This is a genomic window from Bartonella sp. AR 15-3, assembly GCF_002022445.1.
Lineage (GTDB): Bacteria > Pseudomonadota > Alphaproteobacteria > Rhizobiales > Rhizobiaceae > Bartonella.
The window spans coordinates 1,492,345-1,513,355 of the sequence record NZ_MUYE01000001.1; the positions used below are offsets into that span (position 1 = coordinate 1,492,345).

The window sequence follows — 21,011 nt, forward strand, 5'->3', positions numbered from 1 at the left end:
CCAACTTATCAGAATAAAGTTATTTTTTGCTTTGGCGACCTTCAACAATCACATTTCCTTTATAAAGTTTTAGTGTTACTTCTCCTTCAACATTTTCTTGAGATAAATCAATAGCTGCTTGTAACATTTTACGCTCAGGTGAAAAAAAACGTAATAAATAAGTTTCGCATAACGTGGTATTAATTCATCTTTTAAGTGAGTTGCACCACGATCCAGTATTAAGGATTCTATTGCTCGATGAACTATTAAAAGAACAGTTCTTCCTAGTGTTTCATAGATACCACGTGATTTCATACCTACAAAGCGATTTTCTACTAAATTTAACCGGCCAAATACCATTTTCACGCCCATAACTATTTAATTGATCTAACAAATCAGCAAGAGATAAAACTTCCCCATTAATTGAAATAGCATCTCTTTTTTTAAAATCGTGATTATGATTGCTTGATCTGGTGCAACTTCTGGTGAAAGAGTGTGCATATGACATATTCAGAAGCAGAAACTGCTGGATCTTCTAAAATCTTTCTTTCCGATGATGAGTGCAATAAATTTACATACACTAAAAAGACGCTTCACCTTGTTTATCTTGCTCTAATAGAATTTGATGCGTATGTGCAAATTCAATTAAATCTGTTCGACTTTTCAAGTTCCAATCACGCCAAGGAGCAATAGTTTTAATATCAAGATTAAGAGCATAAGCAGAAAATTCGAAACGTACTTGATCATTGCCTTTCCCGTTGCTCCATGAGCGATAGCGTCTACATTGGTTTTTTGGGCAATTTCAACAAGACGTTTTGAAATAAGTAGACGAGCAATCGACGTTCCTAAAAGATAAACTCCTTCATAAACCGCATTTACTCGAAATATCGGGAACACAAAATCACGTACAAATTCTTCCTGTAAATTTTCAATATAAATTTATTTTCTTTAACACCAAACATTTCGGTTTTACGACTTGCAAGTTCTAGTTCCTCTCCTTGACCTAAATCTGCCGTAAAAGTTACAATTTTAGCCTCTAGTTTACTTTGAACCATTTGAGAATGATTGATGTGTCTAATCCTCCTGAATAAGCTAAAACAACTTTTTAAAGCAACATAAAAAAGATGCAAAAAAATGAAAAAGTGTAAAGAAAAAGTCTATAGAAGATATAAGTCACGACCACTTATTTTAAAGCATAAAAGAAATTAGTGTGTCATTTTTACTCGAGAATAGTTTATTCTTGCACAATTTAGCTATAGTGATGTTAATTTTTGTTCTTATTCCAGAACATGATATTATTTTCTCAGTGGAGCTTGTTATTACATAAGGTAAATAAACTGAAATGGTATGCGCTTTCGCAAATGCAATAGGTTGTTTTACTATCGAAGTTATTGCTGCAGTTACGGCTTATCAGCATTTTTCACATCACTATGCGCTTTTATGGCTCACTTTTCAAATCTTGCGTTAACACTCAATATTTTATCTAGAAGAAACATTTTCAGAACGCCATAATCTTAAATGCAACTACTTAACCGATATTGCAATAAATCTCTTAAATCCTAAAGTTATTTTTTTATAGAAACTTTCTTGCCACAATTTATCAATGTTGATGATCCTATGGTTACACAAAAATTTCTTATTTAGGGAATTTCTTAATATTCCTATTTCTTTTCCCATTATAATTTCTATAGTTTTTGTGACAAATAAACTTTTTAAAAATTTTCTGCACAATCCTTTTGGCGTTTGTTTTCTTGATTGATTGTAGGAATTTTACCAGTTTTGTTCTACTCTTAATCTTATCTGAAAAAATTGAATCTATTCATTATTAGTGATGTTTTCAAGTCGCATACGTTCAGATTTACATAAACGCTTTGAAGCTGATTTAAGCTGCCCACATGCCGCCAAAATATCACGTCCACGTGGCATACGAATAGGTGAAGCATAACCTGCTTTATTAATGAGATCCGCAAAACGTTCAATCTGTTCCCAATCAGAACATTGATAATTACTTCCAGGCCATGGATTAAAAGGAATCAGATTTATTTTAGCAGGAATACCTTTAAGCAATTGAATTAATTTTTTCGCATCATCTAAACTATCATTAACATTTTTCAGCATAACATATTCAAATGTAATTCTCTTAGCATTCGAAAGGCCAGGATAATTACGGCAAGCTTCCATTAACAAAGCAAGAGGATATTTTTTATTAATTGGAACAAGTATATCTCGCAATGTATCATGCACTGCATGAAGCGAAATCGCTAACATAACACCAATTTCTTTTCCTGTCCGTATAATTCCAGGAATCACTCCACTGGTTGAAAGGGTAATTCGACGTTTCGACAAAGAAAATCCATTACCATCAGAAGCAATTAATAAAGCTTTTTTAACTGCTTCAAAATTATAAAGCGGTTCTCCCATGCCCATCATAACGATATTAGTAATTTTACGTCCTTCAATTGGAATAATTGCACCATTAGGTGTATTCTTATCAGGAAAATCACCTAAACAATCACGAGCAACCAGTAATTGCACTAAAATCTCTTCAGCTGTTAGATTGCGAACAAGTTTTTGTGTTCCCGTATGACAAAAAGAACACGTTAATGTGCATCCTACCTGAGATGAAACACACAAAGTACCACGCCCTTCTTCAGGGATATAAACCATTTCAATTTCGACAGGTCTCTCAGTTCCAGAAGCTGGAAATCGTAAAAGCCATTTACGAGTACCATCTTGTGATATTTGTTCCGCAACAATTTCGGGACGCGCAATAGAAAAATGATCTTTGAGCATCTTTCGCATTGGCTTAGAAATATTTAACATCTCATCAAAATGAGAAACTCCACGTACATAAAGCCAATGCCAAAGTTGATGTACACGCATTCGCGTTTGATGTTCTGGAACACCAATAATCCGTAAAGCCTGTGCCATTTCATCTTGCGATAAACCAATTAAAGGTAATTTAGGTTGTTTCGTTACTATAGTACTCTTTGCTTTTAGTATTTGATCTGTTTTAACAGATCTAAGGTCATATGAAATGGCCATGGTTTTCCATTTTATCAGCTATTTTAGAATTGCAAATATTTAGTAACATTTTTGTGCCATATTTAGCGCAGCAGTTACTCCCTTTAAAGAATAAGTATAGGTAGTGTGCGTCCCTCGTTTTGATATAGCTCTTACTGTCATGCTTGCTCCTGAACGCATAGCCGCAACGAGCTGTTTTTCCATTCCTGATGACATTAACCAAGCAGATGAATCCTTTGTAAAAAAGTCAAAATTCTTATCTCCAATAGTGACAGTAACTTTTGATCCCTCTTTAAGGGTATAACCAGCCATAAACTGTGGTTCAAACGAAATAGGGGAATTAGAGCGTTTGGTTACCAAAAAGAAATTATCGCCATGCTTAACGGTTGTTGGGAGCGCTTTTAAAGGAACTGATAATATATAACAAATCATATTTTCTGGTGATTTATAAGAATAAGCTCCCCAAGCTTCAAACTGCTGTAAACGGTTTGGTGTTTGTGCCCAAGTTGGACCAATAAGAGGCATGATTATAGTACATACAACAATAAAAATCTTTTTCAACATCTTCATCTCGCTCACTTTTTTATTTTTTTAAATTTCTTTACATTAGCAAATGTTTAGTAAAGGCTAGTGTAATATATAAGGTAATTTTTTCAATTGTTCATAAAAGAAAATATTATTCTAGTTAAAATAAGTCTTTCGTTCAATTGTGACCTTTTAGTTATTACTAAAACATGAATTTTTTATTCAATAGCTAGTTTTTTTTAACATTAAGACTTTTGTATCTGTTATAAAATCATCAATCAGAATGACACAAAATAAAATAGGGAAGAAGAATATTCACAAAAATAACTTTTTTCTCCATAAAGCTACTTTGATTGAAGGATAATTTGTAACAATACAACTTTTTTAACTAACATTTGTAAATTTTTTCCAATTTTCCTTAAATATTGAAATAGTTATGTTCGTTGCAATTAATTTATTTGGATCTATGGTTTATTTTCTTTTTAAACGTCTACATACTTACTTAAGCAATAATAATTTTAAAAATTTTTAATATTTACATACATATTTATTTTTACTTTATAAAAGATAAAAAATAATCACTACAATAATCATTTTAAAAGTTAATCTAAGTAGAAATTGAAAAAACAAAGAAACATTAACCGTTATAATTACATCAACAATAACAGTTATTATTTGATGCATTTATCAGTTTTTTCAACTTTAATAATAATTCATCATCTTTTAAATGATTTTCTTTTTCTTAAATTGTATTAATAAAGTTGATACATAGTAAGCTAAAACAACATTAGTATTTTAAGGCTCATATTTTTTAAAAAATATAAGCTCATAATCTTATTTACCATTTATTATATATCGTGATCAATAATACAATAAACAATTTGATACATAGAACACTTAACATAATTATTGTGAAGAATTTTAATAGCTTAAGCTTACAATTCTAAAAAGCTGTTTTTTTATGAAAAGGAGCGACTTGAGCTCCTTTATTGTAGAAAAAGAGTCACGAAGGAATTTAATTAAGGTTATTTTTAATCCATTCAACAAGATGTCCTTTAGAAGCAGCGCCAACTTTATTGGATGATACCTTTCCATTTTTAAACATCAATAAAGTAGGAATCGATCGTATTCCATATTGGGTAGCCAATTCTGGATTTTCATCAATGTTAATTTTAGCAACTTTAATTTGACTTTGCATTTCTGTTGCAATTTCATCAAGGATTGGTGCAATGCTTTTACAAGGACCACACCATTCTGCCCAAAAATCAACAACGATAGGAAGAGGAGAAGTGAGAATTTCACTTTCAAAGTTGCTACTATCAATTTTTATACATGTCATTGATTTATCCTTTACTACTTTTATACATGAGTATGATTTATTTATGTAAATTATTGCAAAAATAAATTATACTAGATTTTTTAGAAAAAATTTTCCCTTTTATTTTTATAAAATGATTTCATCAAGGAGTAGGTCAAGTTTCTCAGGAATCAGTTTAAAAATTTTGGCTTTTTTAATATAAATGAGAAGAGCCTGCATATTTTTATTAGGATAAATAGCTTGCAACAATTTTTGATAAAGAGCCATTTGTAATAAATGGCGTTGCGCAATATCTGTATCATTTTTGGGTGGAAGACCAGTTTTGAAATCAGCAAAAAAAACACTATTATGGGTGATACATAAGCGGTCAATTTGACCAGAAACCATTTGTTCTTTACCATTAATTTTTACGATACCTATGAGCGCAACTTCAGCGTGTGAAAGGCTAGAAAAAAGTGGTATAAGTTGCGGATTATCTAAGATTGTCCAAATATGATGAAGAGCATTTTCTCTTTGGCTTTTATGCCAATGAGAAGCTTTGGTATTTAAATAAAATTGCGCATAATCGTGGCGTTTTATAGGGGGGAGATCAGGCAGATGTTGCAGTAATTGGTGAATAAAATTACCATATTCAATAGAAAAAGTTCTTTTGGTATTTTTTTCTCCTAAAACAGGTGAGAGGCTAAAGTGTTTATTATTGGAAAATTTAGTCTTGGTATCAATGATATCCGCAACAGAAGGTCTTAAAGGTTTTGATAAGGTTGATTCTGTAGGCATTTTATCATGAAAAAAAGCAGGTAAAGGTGGAAAAGCTTGGTGAGTTTCACAAGGCATTTCTTTATACGTTGGTGTTGAACAGGAGGAGGTGATACAATAACGCCAAGCTGCAATATCTTCTGCAGGACCTTTTATAGGAACTGCATGAGGTTTAAGGGCTTTCTTCACTAATTGTAGCCATGTGTTTGGGGTTTCTTTCTGATTAGAATAACCACAAATAATGAGTCGATCTTCAGCACGCGTCATCCCGACATAGAGAAGACGTTTATATTCTTCTTCGGCACGTTCTTTTAAACGTGAGAGCAACTTGTCAAAATGCTTTGTGTGGTGTTGTGCATTTGGACGCCAGATGAAAGCTTGTTTATCTCCTAAAGAAAATTTAAGAAAGTATGGTGCGTATTGTGGATGCCATATTGCACTTCCTGGATCAACCAGAAAAACAACAGCTCCTTCAAGTCCTTTGGCAGCGTGAACTGTCATAATTCTTACTTCTTCACAGTTTTGATCAAGTTCACGTTTGATTTCTGGCTCATTTATACTCAATATTTCTAAAAAAGCTTGTAATCCTGGTAGTCCAGTTTTTTGAATAGCGAGCGTGTGATCCATAAAAGCATCAAGCACTTCATTTGCTTCAGTTCCTAAACGGGCAAGGATTTTCTGTCGTCCTTTATCGTTGTTGAGAATATAGCTATAAAATTCAAAAACAGGCATTTTATCAACTAAAGAGCGATATGTGTTTAGACGATCAAAAATAGTTTTAAAAGAGGTATGTGATGAAGCATGAGTCCAAAGGCTTTCCCAAAGAGATCCCGTTCGTTGAGCGGCAAGCTGATAAAGTTCGTTTTCGCTAAGAGCAAAAAGTGGACTTTTTAAAACACAGGCAAGAGAAAGATCATCTTGTGGTTGCAAAACAAAACGCGCAAGTGCCATTAAATCACGTACACTAATATGGGCAGTTAGTTGTAAACGATCAGCACCAGCTACAGGAACATGACGTAGTTTGAGTGCACGAGAAAGGGCAGGAACAAATTGGTCACGTTTACGCACCAAAACCATAATATCACCGGCACGCAATAAACGTTTTTTTGCTGAGAGAATTTCACCATTTTTTAACCAATTGGCAATTGTTTCAGCAATTTTTTCTGCTAAACGTATTTGAGGTGTATTTAGATGATCAACAGTTGAGAGCCAGTCATCAGGAAGTTCATTTGTTTTTTGAGAAATGGCGTCCCATATAATGACATCACCTGGACTATGAGTACGGATAGGTTCATGCACTGTCTTTACATGTTCTGCTGAAAGCCCTTTATAATTTTCGGGTATTTCAAACACAAGATCAACACTTTTAAGGATATCAGCTGTAGAGCGAAAAGAATAATTGAGTTGTATCTTTTCAAATTTTTGTTCAATTTGTTGAGCTTTCTTTTGAAACATTCGGCCATTTTCAGCAAAATTTTCTGGTACAGCTCCTTGAAAAGAATAGATAGATTGTTTTTCATCACCAACAGCAAAAACAGTTCGTGTATTTGTGCGTTGACTGTGACCTGTAAAAAATTCTTGCGCTAAAAGTTGAATAATTTGCCATTGCTTAGGATTGGTATCTTGTGCTTCATCAAGCAAAATATGATCAATTCCACGGTCGAGTTTATACTGTACCCATTGGCTTGCATCTTTGTGCTGTAATAAATTGAGTGTACGTTCAATAAGGTCGTCAAAGTCTAAAAAGCTATTGGCTTTTTTTAAATCAGCATAGATTTTGAGATAAATATCACAAAGCTGAAAAACAGCCATATTAAGTGTAATAAGTTTTACACATTGATATTTCTCTAAAAGGATAAGAAGTTGATTTTGTTTGTTTTCAATTTCCTTTTCAACAAAAGGCCAGATTTCGTCTGATTTTTTAGAGAATAAGCGTGAAAAATTACGTGGTTTTCCTGTTTTTTCAAAATAAATATTTGAAACAAGATTGATGATATTTTCTTCATCAGATGCTGTTGCTAACTGTACAAATTTCTCAATTATGTGTTTGTTTTTTGAGGTATTATAGGTTTGATAATGTTTGATTGCATAAGAAGGGAGTGCAGCAGTTTGTTGGATTTTGTCTAGCAGTTGTTGGTTTGTTTCGTCGGGTGCTAAATTAAAAAATGCACGAAATTTCTCTTTTCCACTTTCAGAAAAGATAAAAGGAAAAAAATCAGATAATTCATGCTGTTTTTGGGCAGCCTCATAGAGCAATTGATAAAGTGTATTTTCACTGATGATTTTAAACAATTTTTTTAATACTAATTGCGCATCACGATGGGTTAAAAGTTTGCGACGAGCTTGTTGTAATAATTTTTTTCGGTTTATATCATCTAACAGTTCAAAATGGCCAGCAATGTTAGCTTCTAGTGGAAATTGATGTAATAAAGATTCACAAAATGCATGAAAAGTTTGAATTTTTAAGCCACCTGGTGTTTCAAGAGCACGGGCAAATAATTGACGTGCATTGGCAAGTTTTTGTGCATTAGCAGGTTTATCTTCGAGATTCGATAAGATTGTTTGAAGCTGTTTATCATCAAACTCATTCCAACTGGAAAGTGTACAAAAAATACGCGATTGCATAACAGAAGCGGCTGCGTTGGTATAGGTAAGACATAAAATACGCGCTGGAGGTGTTCCATTTAAAAGTAAGCGGATGACACGTTCGGTTAAAACATGTGTTTTTCCGGATCCTGCATTAGCAGAAACCCATACACTTGTTGTTGGATGGGTAGCTTTTGCTTGTGTATCAAGAGCTGTTTGAGGAATAGAAAAAATAGTCATGCTTGATCTGCTTTATCGAAACCGATAGACCATTCCAACAATCGCGCTAAATGGTCATAGTCACCTTCATAAGATTTTTTTAAAGGAACTGCATGTGAAAGATAGCCTTGTTGTGGATTCTGATAATAATTAATCAGTGAGATAAGGTACTTCCATGCTTTTTTACCAAGAGAGATTGCATTTTCTTGGTCTTTTGTCTTTTTATTTATAACGGTTATGGGTTTAATTTCCCCTTTTCTTTTTAAGGGAATATAAAGTAAATTTGAGGGAATGAGACCTTTAAAGTCTATAAAAGCTCCTTGCATTAATAAAGCTGTTTCTAATGCTAATTGTGGAGAAAATAAGTTAATAACCTGTGTTGCTGAAGGGGGAATACTGGTTTTAAAATCAATAATTTCAACTGTTTTATCTGGCAAAATATCAAGACGATCAGCGCGTCCTGAAAGAGTTACTCCTGTTTCTCCTATAAGCGTGTTTTGGGCAATGACTTCAGCATATCGCTTTCGTGGTCCAAGGCTTTTTTCCCATTGAATCAGAAAAGGAGCAAAATTTTCAAAATTCGGCCACCAAACTGCTTCAATATCAGGAGGTAAATTTAATTTATCAAATTCTTTACGTCCAATAGTGAGCAATATATCGAGCATATCAGTAGCGTTGTGATTTTTTATTTGTGTGCAAAAAGCAGCTAGAATGGTATGATAAAGTGTTCCGCGTTCAGCAGAGCAAGGATCATGAATGAGTGCTTTAAGTGGTTTGAGTCGCAAGATTTTTTTTGCATAAATGGCATAAGGATCATGCCGTAATGTTTCTATTTCAGTGATTGAAAAATGGCGTGGGCGTATATCGAGTGGTGGTACAGGGCAAGGTCGTTCTGCAGGGGTGATGCTGTTTGTATTATCCAGCATTTTTGCCCAATGCAGTAATAGTTCTCCTCGTGTACAGATTTGCTTCCAAACTTGTTTCCCTACAACTGTTTCTAAACGTTGTAACCAACGTGAGGGAACAGAGGGAGTATGATTAACACGTGTGGCTCGACTCATAATCACTTTATCCATTCCCATAGCCCATTGGAAATCGTGGGCAGAAAGGCCAATACGTTGTTCTGGTGGTTCAAGAGTTAAAGTTATTTTCATTGGCCGTGATAAGAAAGCATCGTTGTGGGTTTTTATCGGCCATGATCCCTCATTCAAACTACCGATAACTACTGTATTAACGGTTTGTAATCGTGATTCTAAAGTTCCCCAGATGAACAAACGCGGATGTCCTCCAGGAGAAGGACTCACAGAACGGGTGGCCATAAGAGCTGAAAACAGAGCGGGCCATTCGTGAAGACAAAATTTTAATCCTGATTGATCACTAACCAATTCACGCAAAAAAGTTACTAAGGCTTTTCCTGCTTCATTTTGATAAAGATGTGCGAGAGAATTATCAACATCACGACCAAAATTTTCAAAAACTTCAACAGTTGCTATAGCAGCTTCATTGATGGTGCATTCTCTCTCTTGTTTTATTAAGGATACTAAAGGTTCAACTGCTTTGACTAAAAGATGACAAAGAAAATCTGCTTCTTCAATCTTTTGTAAATCAGAGATACAATTATTAGAAATTTCATGAGAATGTGTTTGCTTCCATGTTCTAAAAAATTGATCACATTCACAAAGATTAATACGACAAGCATTCCCTCGAAGAACAAGTAATTCAAAATTTTCAGCCATCTCACGCAAATAATTACGATTATATTCTAATGTTGTGAGTGGATGTTTAAGAAGAGAAAGAAAAGCAATGGGATCACCAGGTTTAAAAATGTTTTCTAAAAGAAGTCGTAATAGAGTTGAAGGTAAAGTTTGTGCAAGTGGTATTTCACCTGAATCGTTGGCTTCAATTCCGAATCTTTGTAATTCAGCTGCTACACGACGTGCTAAATTGCGGTCATTTGTAATAAGTGCTGCAGTTTTTTTAGGGTCCTCAATGGCATTGCGTAAAGCAATAGAAATAGCTAAAGCTTCTTCGCGCTCATTGGGAGCTTCAATCAATGACCAATCTGCGCAAATATTTTCATAATCATCACGTATGATTTTGGCCCATAAATCTGTCGTAGAGGCTGGTCGTAATGCTTCCGATAAAAGAGCAGCACGTTGGGTTTTTATAGTGTTTTGCTGACCAATTTCGCGGACATGAATGCGTTGGCACTCCATGAGAGATAAAAGTTTTTTTAAATGATATTGAGGATGGCTAAAAGCAGCAATATGGTGAGAAGGATCAAAGATTGTTTTTTCTTTATTAAGCGCACCTAAGGCGTTCCATTGTGTTTCATCCATTTGAAGATCAAGGCCTGGAAGAATCACAGCTCCTTTTGGTAAGCAGGCAATTACCTTTAAAAGATTTGCAATTGTAGGAATGGAGCTTGTTACACCAGCAGCAATAATAGTTTTATGAGGTTGTGTGCGGTATAAAATATCTGTATGTATTTTAAATGCTTGATTACGCCATTCAACAGGGTTGCATTGTTGTCTTTCTTTTAAAATTTGTGGCCAGCTTTGTGTCACAATAGTGAGAAAATCTAGGGTTATTTGCCACCATTCGGCAACCATATCGGGTACAATTTCTTTAAGTCTTAACCAATCCACGTCTTCTGTTTCGACTTCATCCATCAAGCGTGCTAAATCTTGGGCAAGCCAGACTGCATCAGCAGTAGTGGCAGGTATAAAAATATCTTCTGTGCCAAACATAGACCGTAGATGAGTTGGCAAGTTTTCACGCCAAAGGCGGATGAGACGTGCTAAAAGAAGGAGACGTTCACTCTCTCCAATAGGGGAAGTATTGACCAGAGTATTTGTATTATTTTCAGTAAAAAAATAACTTTCTTCATTTATATCCCCTAAAGGGCATATAGTAGGCAAAAAACTAGATTGCGTATGGCTTTTTTCAAAAAAAGCTGTACGTAAAGCGCGAGCGGCGCGACGTGTTGGTACATAAATAAGAGTGTCAGTAAGAGCTATTTGGATATTCCCGTTTGGTGCAAAGTTATCAATAAGAGTTCCAGAAAGGAGTGCATCAACAAAATGAGGCAGAAAAGGGGTTCCGGGAGAAATAGAAAATACACGGGGTTTATGAGTCATTTTGCTTCATTTTGTGCATAATTTACTGTATTGATTATTTTCCACTGTATATCAATTTTTATTCAAGAGGAAACCAAAAAGTCCTGTTTATTTATTTTTGTCAAAAGTTGAGCGGAAGTGAATATAAAAAAATGCATGCATAATTACCTAGAGGATGTTTTTTTGGGGGAATAAAATAGTTAGGTGTTTAAAATATCTCTGTTAAGCGCTTCATTTTCTGATAAAAGCCCCATTTCTTGATAAAGGCTTTTTAAAGGAGCAAGGATTGGATGTGAAAGATTACGAATGAGATAACTTTGAAGATGGGATAGATGTTTAAGATAAAATGATTTCCCATCTCGTTGGTGAAGTCGTACAAAAATTCCTAAAATTTTCGAAACTCGCTGAGTCCCTGCAAGTACGTAAAGTTTGTGGAACTCATCTTCATCAAAGGGGCGGACTGTTTGATTGCGTGCACTGCAATAGGTGTTAAAAATTTTATCTTCAAGTTCTGGTGGAATAAAAATACGTGCATCTTGTGCTAAAGAAACAAGATCATAGACTGTTGGTCCACTTACACCATCTTGAAAATCAATGAGACCAATGCGGTCAATACCCTTTTTATGTTGACGCCAAAGAATATTCGGTGAGTGATAATCGCGCATAACAAAGGTATTTTCTCCTTGAGTTAAAAGATCGAGATAAGGTTGCCAACAGGTAAAAAAAGCTTTACGCTGTTCTATGTTTAAAGTTTTTTTCTGCTGAAAAGGAAGATACCAGTCCAGTAATAAAGAAAGTTCTGCTTGCATAGTTTGGCAATCATAAAAGGGGATCTGAAGCTGGAATGTTGCAAATTTTTTTTTAAAAGGCCATGGCTTTTGATGAAAAGTAGCGAGCAATTCACTACAAGCAATATAACGCTCTTCTATAGGATTACCTGATTGATCTACAATTCCTTCGCATCCTAAATCTTCTAAAATCAAAATACCATTTTCAAGATCTTGAGCAAAAATACGGGGAGCAGAGAAACCATTATCTAAAATGATCTGACTAATACCTACAAATTGGCTGATATCTTTCGCAAGATGTGTTGTATCTGCATAGGAAGAATCTATGTTTTGCGCCATTTGCATGGTTGGTGCATTCATAAGGACTTCTTGATTCTTTCCATTATCTAACAGTTCATAAGAACGTGCTGAGGCATCACTAGCTAAAAAACGACGTTGAATATGGCCGCGTCCATGTATTGTTAAAAAGGTACGAATTGCAAAAGATCGTTGCAAACGTTCAGTAGCATTTTCCGCAGAGGCAAGGGTGATATGACGTCCACATCCTTTGTGTTGTAAAGTGATAGCAAAAGTAACCGGTCCTAAAACCTCTACTCCTTTTTCTGGCCATTCAATGAGCAAAACATTTTCTTTACGTGATTCATGAAGCCCTAATTCATAAATTTCTTCAATGCTTGAAATCCTATAAAAATCAACGTGAAGAACTTCAAATTGTGGAAGTTGGTAGCTTTGAACAAGAGTGAAAGTAGGACTTGGGATATCCATAGTACAATTATTGGCAAGTGCACGAATAAGTGCGCGTATAAGAGTCGATTTTCCTGCTCCAAGGTCACCTTGAAATGTAACAAGATCACCCGATTTTAAAGCAAGAGCTAAATCTTGTGCGAAAAGTATAGTTGCTTCTTCATTTTCAAGAAAAAAACTAAAATTCATTCAAATTTCCATAAAAACAACAAAAAACAAGATTATAAGACTCCTGTGTCTTTTTGATTAGGGAAAAAGCACCGAACTGTTGTCCCTTTGCCCATACCAGTAAAAATTTCAACGCGTCCATTATGCAGTTCAACAAAGCTTTTAACAAGAGAAAGACCGAGACCTGCTCCTGCACGTCCACCATGATGGGAATGAGAAGTAAAACGTTTGAAAATCCGATCAAGAATATCGGTTGGAATATCAGATCCTTCATTATGAACACTAAAGACTATATAATTATCTTGTGTATCTGCACAAAATTCAATTGTGCTTTTTTCCGTTGCAAAATTGATAGCATTACTCAGAACATTCACGAAAATCTGATGTAAACGTGTTGCATCTGCAGACATAAATTTCAAGGAAGGAGAAATGTTTTGTAAAAGTGTGATGTGACGTCCATGGAGACGTTCCTCTACTCGTGCGACTGCTTGTGCCATCGCTTCAGCAATTTGAACTGGTTTTATATCTAATATCATAATACCCGCATCAAGAGTTGCTAAGTCAAGAATATCATTAACAATATTCAAAAGAACGCCTGATTCTGAATGAATATAACCGAGATATTCTTTTTGACGCTCATTGGTAGAGCCAAAAATTTGATCGCGTAAAATATCAGAAAATCCGATAATATTAGTAAGAGGCGTGCGTAATTCATAAGAAACATGCTGAACAAATTCGTTGCGTAGACGATCAGCTTTTTCTAGGGCTTCATTCTTTTCTTGTAAGGCTCGTGCGATATGGATAGTGTCAGTGACATTAGCAAATGTGAGCATTGTTTGTCCATTAGATAAAGGTGTAAGTGTATAATCAATTATTATTCCACTTTTTAAATCTATGCGGCCTGAATAGATATCACGTTTTTCAGCAAAACCAGTAATGAATTGTGTAAATTGTTTCCATTCTTCTCCTATTGTTAAAGCAGAACAGTGGTTTTCTAATTCGGTAATATGTGTTCCTTCTACAGGTAAATTATGAGGGAGTGACCACAATTTCGATAAAGATGGGTTTGATAAACGCAGACGCCCATCAGTACCGAAAACCACAACTCCTTCAGATAGTTTGTCAAGTGTTTCACCTTGTATTTTAATGAGTGTATTATAACGTCGCTCAAGATCAATTTTTTCTGTAAGATTTTCATAAAGCCAGGTAATACCTCCTTGAGGATGAGGACTAGAAATGACACGTACTGTACGTCCATCAGGAAGATTCCAAATTTGTTGATTCGATTCTGTTTGTCGATAAGCTTTAAAAAGTTCTTCTTTCCATGCACGCCAATCAGGATATTCACCAATAAAACCTTTCTCACGCAAATGCTCGAGAAGCAATGAATGACTTGGTTCATTTTCTAGAAAAGAAATTTCCAATGGCCATAAAATTTTAAAAGCATGATTGCAGAATTTTAATTTTTGGTTGGCATCAAAAATTGCTACAGCCGTTGAAATTTGGTCAAGTGTTTCACAATGACTTTGAAGAATTCGTTCCATTTCTTTGACAAGATTTTCATACGCACTATCATCACGCGCAAAGGCTGCCATTCCTTCTTTTGTTGTAATACGTGTGAGATGAAAATGATGTCGTTCTCCTTTAACCACTGTATAAACATGCTTTTGAAAAATTGTTTCTGTTTCATCTGTTGTGCATTGTGTTGTTTCATCAAAAAGATCAACAGTGTTATTCTTTTCTTGAAAATTTGTCATTTCCCGAAAAGCGCGGTTGGTGAAACAAATTTTTCCTTCACAATCTCGAATCCATACTGGTTCTTGAATATGCTCAAGAAGATTATGCTGTATTTTCAACTCCGTGAGAATTTGGGTTACTTCTTTCTGTAATCGGATATTTTCACTCTGCTGTACTGAAATATCTTGAAATCGCACAATGGCTGCTGTTCCAGCAATAATTCCTGTAACTTGCAAGAGTATTTTAGTTGTAGTAGTGACAGAAAATTCAAAAGAGCAACCGTTATAACGTAGTTCAATGAGTGCTTGATCAAGTTGCTGCAAAGAGCTTTTTTCAAGCCATTTATCAAAATACTGAAAATCTTTTTTATAAATACCTGCTTTTTGTAATGTAGGAATATTACCAACTGTATAAGGTAAGGCTGTTGGATTGTCCCAAATAAAGAGGCATTGTCCTGTTTTTTCAAGAAGCCATTCATACTGTTCAAGCTTTTCAGAAAGATGAGCCTGAATCATTGTCCAAGATTTCCATAAAGCTCTTTTTGTATTTATAATAATTGTTACACATATAAGAAGTGATGAGCAAGCAATACTTCCAAAGATTACTATGATAAGCCACGGTTCATTTGGCCGAGCGAAAAAAGAAAATAAATGAAATACTGAGATTTGAGTGGCAGCATGTGCTAGAAATAAAAGAAATAAGAGACACAAAACGCCAACACAAATTCGAGTAATTTTTTGTAGTTTTTTTTTGAATGTATAGTCATCAAAGCTATGCATAATGCGTCTTTTTTTCTTTTGCACTAAGACAATATCCTAATAACGATAATGTTCTGGCTTATACGGTCCCTGTAGGGGAACCCCAATATAGGCTGCTTGTTCTTCTGATAAAACGCTTAATTTTATTTTTAGCCGATCAAGATGAAGACGTGCAACTTTTTCATCAAGATGTTTAGGCAAACATGTTACTTCATTTTTATAGTTTTTTGCATTGGTAAATAGTTCAATTTGCGCTAATACTTGGTTAGTAAATGAAGCGGACATAATAAAAGAAGGGTGGCCTGTGGCATTACCAAGATTTAATAAACGTCCTTCAGATAATAGAATTATGCGTTTACCATCAGGAAATGTAATCATATCAACTTGTGGTTTAATATTTGTCCATGGTAGATTTTTAAGAGCTGATACTTGTATTTCATTGTCAAAGTGACCAATATTTCCTAGAATACACATATCTTTAACTTGTCGCATATGTTCTAAGCGGACAACATCTTTGTTTCCAGTAGTTGTTATAATAATATCGGCGCTAGAAGCTGCGTCTTCCAAAGTAACAACTTCATAACCATCCATAGCGGCTTGAAGAGCGCAAATTGGATCAATTTCTGTTATTTTTACACGTGCTCCAGCACCTGAAAGAGAAGCTGCTGACCCTTTGCCGACGTCACCGTAACCACAGATAATGGCTATTTTACCTGCTATCATCACATCTGTTCCACGCCTGATACCATCGACTAATGATTCTTTACATCCGTATTTATTATCAAATTTTGATTTTGTAACGCTGTCATTGACATTAATAGCAGGGAAAAGCAAAAGCCCTTTTTTCTGTAATTGATAAAGACGGTGTACTCCCGTTGTAGTTTCTTCGCTTACACCTTTGATTGCTGCACACTGACGCGTAAAAAATCCTGGTGTGGTAGCTATACGTTTTTGAATTTGTTTGAAAAATAATTCTTCCTCTTCTGTTTTAGGATTGGATAGGATGTTTTTATTTTCCTCTGCACAGCTACCTATTAAAATATAGTTGGTGGCATCGCCTCCATCATCTAATATAAGATTAGAAAGTTTACCATCAGGCCATTGAAAGATTGCATCAATATAGGTCCAATATTCTTCAAGTGTTTCCCCCTTGGCTGCGAAGACGGCGATCCCCATCGCTGCAATAGCTGCTGCTGCATGATCTTGTGTAGAAAAAATATTACTAGAGCTCCACCGTATATCGGCACCAATTGCTTTTAATGTTTCAATCAAAACGCCTGTTTGAATGGTCATATGTAATGAACCGGAAATACGCGCTCCACGTAAAGGTTGGCTGGAAGAAAATTCTTTACGGCAAGCCATTAAACCAGGCATTTCCGTTTCTGCAATATCAAGTTCTTTACGACCATAAGCAGCAAGTGCGATATCTTTGATAACATAATCTTGAGCAGTCATTTTTTTCTTTCAAAATTATTTTTCCGAAACGGTAGGAGAAATTAAAAAGAAATGCAAGCGAATACAAATATTTGTCTATATGAAAAAACCTTTTTAAACGTACATAAGTTTGCGCAACAAATATGTATTAACGTTTTAAATAGTGATGTGAGAAGCTGAGTAGAAAATTTTAAAGTTTTTTAGATACAAGCAAAACTCTTATAAAATTTTATTTTGAGTAAAATGTAAAACTTACAGATATTTCTAAACTTTTTCTTTTTTATAGGAAAGTGAATTAGGTTATAAAAGCGAAATACATTAAATTGATAAATTATGAGAAAACTGTCCTTGCGGACGGAATCGCCACAGATAACTTGGCAAGATAGCAGTTATTGATTTAGGAGTAATTCCTACTCCTTCTAAAGTATATCCATTATCTTTAGCTTCTTGGGAAACAATATGGTCCTTCTGTAAAAAACGTATTTGATTAGCTGTTATGAGTGTTGGAAAAAAGGGTAATTTGCCAAGAGCTCCGAAGAAACCTCCGATAAAAAATCCAATAGCAAGAGGTACAGGAAATGTTCTTTTTTTGCGGTGAATAACTTTTAATATCTCTTCAAGAGTATTTTCGAATGTAAGAACTTTGGGTCCACCAAGGTCATAATTTTTTCCTAAGATAACACGTTTTTCTAAAGCATATACAACGAATTTAGCAATATCACCAACATAAACAGGTTGCAATTTATTTTGTCCACCACCAAAAAGTGGCATGATTGGCATAAAACGAGATAAATTTGCTAAAAAATTAAAAAAATAATCTTCTGGTCCGAAAATAACAGATGAACGCATAATAACTGCTTGAGAATGCGTATTGCGAACGATTTGTTCGCTTATAGCTTTAGTACGTGCATAAGAAAATGAGGCATTTTCATCAGTAATAAGTGTTGACATATAGATGAGAGGAATTCCAGCTTTAGCTGTTAACTCAGAAACATTTTTCGTACCATCAACCTGTATATTTTGAAAATTTGGCTTGTTTGTTTGGGCTAAGCTTCCAGGAAGAAAAACTGCACCATCTGCTCCGAATAATGCATGTTTAACTGAAGCATAATTCCTGACATCAGTTTTAAGCATTTGTGTTTGTCCTACTTCGCCTATTTGTAACATATAATAAGCTTTTTGTGGACAACGCACAGCAATACGCACCCGATAACCTCTCTTAGTTAAGGTTTCCACAACATGTCGTCCTACAAAACCGGATCCACCAAAAACAGTAATAAGTTTAGGATTTTGATAAAGAGCGTAATCAAGTTTCATGATCAAAAATTCTATCATTAAAATGCTAAAAACACCTGATTGCTAACATGGCGGCGTTTGATTGTCACGCAAAATCTCGCCTGCAAGGTACAGAGAACCACCAATTAGGACAATTGCTTCTTTGTATTCTGAACTAATTTTGTGAAATGCAGCTTGTAGATTAGCCTGTGGATTGGCGATAAGCCCTGCTTTTTGAGCTAATTCTGCTAAAATTTTAGGACAAATGCCTGCATTACTGGAAGTTAAAGGAACTGTATATACTTTCTTAACGAGATTGACTAAAGGGCGAAAATAACCAATGTTGTCTTTAGTATTAAGCATACCAGCAATCATCACAATAGGATAATTTGATTTTTTTTTCCATTGGGTTAATATTTTTGCAATGGCTTTTCCAGCGGCAGGGTTATGACCTCCATCTAACCATAAATCAAAATCAGGAGGAAGTTGATCGACTAATTTTCCGTAAGTAAGATGCTGCATTCGTGCTGGCCAATAAATATTTTGCAAAGCGTTGCTTATGGCTTGTTCTGAAAGTTGAAAACCTGCTTGGTAAATTGCCTCGATAGCAGCACCAGCATTGGCAATTTGATGAGCACCAATAAGCTTAGGGAGCGGAAGATTCATTAGACCTTGATTATTTTGAAATATCATATACCCGTATTCTTCATAGCTTTGATAATCTTGGTCAAAAAGATGATAAGGTGCTTTATTTTTGACAGCGAGAGAACTGAGAAAAGAATAAGTTATATCATGATCTTGCTTACCAATAACTACGGGAACTTCTGATTTAATGATTCCTCCTTTTTGAAAGGCAATTTGTTCAATTGTGTTACCAAGAAAAGATTCATGATCATAATCAATAGGCATGATAAGTGATACAGCTGGCTTGTTAATGACATTCGTAGCATCAAAACGTCCTCCTAATCCAACTTCTAAAATAATAACATCAGCTGGGTATGTGCTAAATAGCATAAAGGCAGCAGCCGTAAAAACTTCAAAAATAGTGATAGGTTTGTTGTAATTTATTTCTATAATTTGATGAATTGTTTTGATTAATAGGCTATCTGTGACAAATTGACTCTCTCCTTTGTAATTTAGTCGAAAACGCTCATTCCAATTAACTAAGTGAGGAGAACTATATACATGAACACGATAGCCTGCACTTTCTAAGAGAGCACGACAAATAGCTGAAGCAGATCCTTTACCATTTGTTCCAGCAATATGAATAACAGGAGCAAGATTTAAATGTGGGTTATCAAGACATTTTAAAAGACGTAAAATACGGTCTAAAGAAAGATCACACTTTTGCGGATAGATTTTTAGTAGATCGTCTATCACTTGTTGCATGCAGCTTTTTTTCATAATTTGATAGACTTGTTTTTAGAAGGCACTTTTTGCAGATTTAATTGGCGATGGATTAGAAGATTTAGGAATTGCAGGACTTTTTGTCATTAAGCGTAAAAGTCGTGCAATAGTAGCTTTCATTTGCAAACGAGAGACAACCATATCAATCATACCGTGTTCAAAAAGATATTCACTACTTTGGAAACCTTCGGGCAAAGTTTCACGAATTGTTTGTTGAATGACACGTGGTCCTGCAAAGCCAATCATAGCACCAGGTTCAGCAATATGGACATCGCCTAGCATAGCATAAGAAGCAGTAACACCACCAGTGGTCGGATTGGTAAGAACCACAATATAAGGTATTTTTTCTTCTTTTATCATTTCAATTGCCACCGTTGTACGCGGCATTTGCATCAATGATAATGTTCCTTCTTGCATTCTTGCTCCACCTGAAGCTGCAAAAAGAACTAAAGGGCATTTTTCTTTAATGGCAGTATGAAAAGCTTTTATGATCGCTTCTCCTGCAGCCATGCCAAGTGATCCACCCATAAAAGCGAAATCTTGAACAGTAGCAATAATTGGTAAACCTTCAATAGTTCCTCGTGCATTTAAAATATTATCTTCAACACCAAGCTTAGAACGATAATCTTTTAATCGGTCAATATAACGTTTTTCATCGCGAAATTTTAATGGATCTATGACAACTTTCGGATTTTCAATTAGTGTGTAATTTCCATCATCAAAGAAATGCATAAGGCGATTTTTGGCACTAATACGCATATGATAGCCAGAGTTAGGAATCACATATTGATTAGCTTCCAGATCTTTATGGAAGACCATTTGACCATTAGTGGGGTCTTTGATCCATAGATTATCTGGAATTTCACGATGCCCTAATATGGAATTGATTTTAGGACGAACATAATTTGTAATCCAGTTCATCTTTGTCACCTCTCTATGAAATATTATATACTCTATGTGTGGGTTGAGGGAATGTAGGACCGAATGATTAAACTTATCTTTGCTCCAAACAGACAATAAACTGCTTCATTTAATGCGATGATAATAGCTCAAATAAAAATGTTTTCTATAATTAAGATAATTTATTTTGTTAGTTTTTTATTTTAGTGTCAAATTACATTGCGGTGCTATTATGTGAGTAATTGGCAATAATAACTTTATTGTAAGGGATTTT

12 protein-coding genes and 1 pseudogene are annotated in these 21,011 nt (G+C 34.8%); 1 reads left to right on the top strand and 12 read right to left on the bottom strand.

What is annotated here, in order from left to right; genetic code table 11:
* Positions 1-22 precede the first annotated feature (22 nt).
* A pseudogene (locus tag BAR153v2_RS06720) lies at positions 23-1,084 on the bottom strand (argininosuccinate synthase); the annotation flags it as partial.
* 237 nt (positions 1,085-1,321) lie between these two features.
* Here BAR153v2_RS06720 and BAR153v2_RS07655 point away from each other — a divergent pair.
* Positions 1,322-1,447 (top strand): hypothetical protein, encoded by a 126-nt coding sequence (locus BAR153v2_RS07655; RefSeq protein WP_256385942.1) that lies wholly within the window; start codon positions 1,322-1,324, stop codon positions 1,445-1,447.
* A gap of 347 nt (positions 1,448-1,794) precedes the next feature.
* Here the strand turns inward: BAR153v2_RS07655 and rlmN are convergent, their stop codons facing one another.
* The 11 genes from rlmN to accD form a co-directional block, all read right to left on the bottom strand.
* Positions 1,795-3,024, bottom strand: a complete 1,230-nt coding sequence (gene rlmN / locus BAR153v2_RS06725) for a 23S rRNA (adenine(2503)-C(2))-methyltransferase RlmN (RefSeq protein ID WP_078680834.1) — start codon at positions 3,022-3,024, stop codon at positions 1,795-1,797.
* A 39-nt stretch (positions 3,025-3,063) separates the two neighbouring features.
* On the bottom strand, positions 3,064-3,567 hold the full coding sequence (locus BAR153v2_RS06730) for an invasion associated locus B family protein (protein ID WP_078680835.1): 504 nt from the start codon (positions 3,565-3,567) through the stop codon (positions 3,064-3,066).
* 976 nt (positions 3,568-4,543) lie between these two features.
* The gene (trxA, locus tag BAR153v2_RS06735) at positions 4,544-4,867 is read right to left on the bottom strand and encodes a thioredoxin (RefSeq protein WP_078680836.1); all 324 of its coding nucleotides are present in this window, start codon (positions 4,865-4,867) and stop codon (positions 4,544-4,546) included.
* 105 nt (positions 4,868-4,972) lie between these two features.
* The gene (gene addA, locus BAR153v2_RS06740) at positions 4,973-8,428 is read right to left on the bottom strand and encodes a double-strand break repair helicase AddA (RefSeq protein WP_078680837.1); all 3,456 of its coding nucleotides are present in this window, start codon (positions 8,426-8,428) and stop codon (positions 4,973-4,975) included.
* Entirely contained in the window at positions 8,425-11,547 is a 3,123-nt protein-coding gene (gene addB, locus BAR153v2_RS06745) for a double-strand break repair protein AddB (protein ID WP_078680838.1), read from the bottom strand. The genes addA and addB overlap by 4 nt, the downstream gene beginning before the upstream one ends.
* Positions 11,548-11,726: 179 nt before the next feature.
* Positions 11,727-13,247, bottom strand: a complete 1,521-nt coding sequence (gene tsaE, locus BAR153v2_RS06750) for a tRNA (adenosine(37)-N6)-threonylcarbamoyltransferase complex ATPase subunit type 1 TsaE (protein WP_078680839.1) — start codon at positions 13,245-13,247, stop codon at positions 11,727-11,729.
* A 32-nt stretch (positions 13,248-13,279) separates the two neighbouring features.
* Positions 13,280-15,742, bottom strand: coding sequence for a PAS-domain containing protein (locus BAR153v2_RS06755; protein WP_078680840.1), 2,463 nt, complete (start codon positions 15,740-15,742; stop codon positions 13,280-13,282).
* Positions 15,743-15,778: 36 nt separating this feature from the next.
* Positions 15,779-17,176 (bottom strand): adenosylhomocysteinase, encoded by a 1,398-nt coding sequence (gene ahcY, locus BAR153v2_RS06760; protein WP_078680841.1) that lies wholly within the window; start codon positions 17,174-17,176, stop codon positions 15,779-15,781.
* A gap of 297 nt (positions 17,177-17,473) precedes the next feature.
* Positions 17,474-18,472: a complex I NDUFA9 subunit family protein gene (locus BAR153v2_RS06765; protein WP_078680842.1), complete on the bottom strand. Its 999-nt coding sequence runs from the start codon at positions 18,470-18,472 to the stop codon at positions 17,474-17,476.
* Between the two features lie 42 nt (positions 18,473-18,514).
* On the bottom strand, positions 18,515-19,834 hold the full coding sequence (locus tag BAR153v2_RS06770; protein WP_078680843.1) for a folylpolyglutamate synthase/dihydrofolate synthase family protein: 1,320 nt from the start codon (positions 19,832-19,834) through the stop codon (positions 18,515-18,517).
* Between the two features lie 18 nt (positions 19,835-19,852).
* Positions 19,853-20,758: an acetyl-CoA carboxylase, carboxyltransferase subunit beta gene (gene accD, locus BAR153v2_RS06775; protein ID WP_078680844.1), complete on the bottom strand. Its 906-nt coding sequence runs from the start codon at positions 20,756-20,758 to the stop codon at positions 19,853-19,855.
* Positions 20,759-21,011: the final 253 nt, after the last annotated feature.

Bases quoted from the DNA above. Each gene is read 5' to 3' on its own strand.
- BAR153v2_RS07655 (WP_256385942.1), top strand. From the start codon at position 1,322: ATGGTATGCGCTTTCGCAAATGCAATAGGTTGTTTTACTATCGAAGTT.
- rlmN (WP_078680834.1), bottom strand. From the start codon at position 3,024: ATGGCCATTTCATATGACCTTAGATCTGTTAAAACAGATCAAATACTA.
- BAR153v2_RS06730 (WP_078680835.1), bottom strand. From the start codon at position 3,567: ATGTTGAAAAAGATTTTTATTGTTGTATGTACTATAATCATGCCTCTT.
- trxA (WP_078680836.1), bottom strand. From the start codon at position 4,867: ATGACATGTATAAAAATTGATAGTAGCAACTTTGAAAGTGAAATTCTC.
- addA (WP_078680837.1), bottom strand. From the start codon at position 8,428: ATGACTATTTTTTCTATTCCTCAAACAGCTCTTGATACACAAGCAAAA.
- addB (WP_078680838.1), bottom strand. From the start codon at position 11,547: ATGACTCATAAACCCCGTGTATTTTCTATTTCTCCCGGAACCCCTTTT.
- tsaE (WP_078680839.1), bottom strand. From the start codon at position 13,247: ATGAATTTTAGTTTTTTTCTTGAAAATGAAGAAGCAACTATACTTTTC.
- BAR153v2_RS06755 (WP_078680840.1), bottom strand. From the start codon at position 15,742: ATGCATAGCTTTGATGACTATACATTCAAAAAAAAACTACAAAAAATT.
- ahcY (WP_078680841.1), bottom strand. From the start codon at position 17,176: ATGACTGCTCAAGATTATGTTATCAAAGATATCGCACTTGCTGCTTAT.
- BAR153v2_RS06765 (WP_078680842.1), bottom strand. From the start codon at position 18,472: ATGAAACTTGATTACGCTCTTTATCAAAATCCTAAACTTATTACTGTT.
- BAR153v2_RS06770 (WP_078680843.1), bottom strand. From the start codon at position 19,834: ATGAAAAAAAGCTGCATGCAACAAGTGATAGACGATCTACTAAAAATC.
- accD (WP_078680844.1), bottom strand. From the start codon at position 20,758: ATGAACTGGATTACAAATTATGTTCGTCCTAAAATCAATTCCATATTA.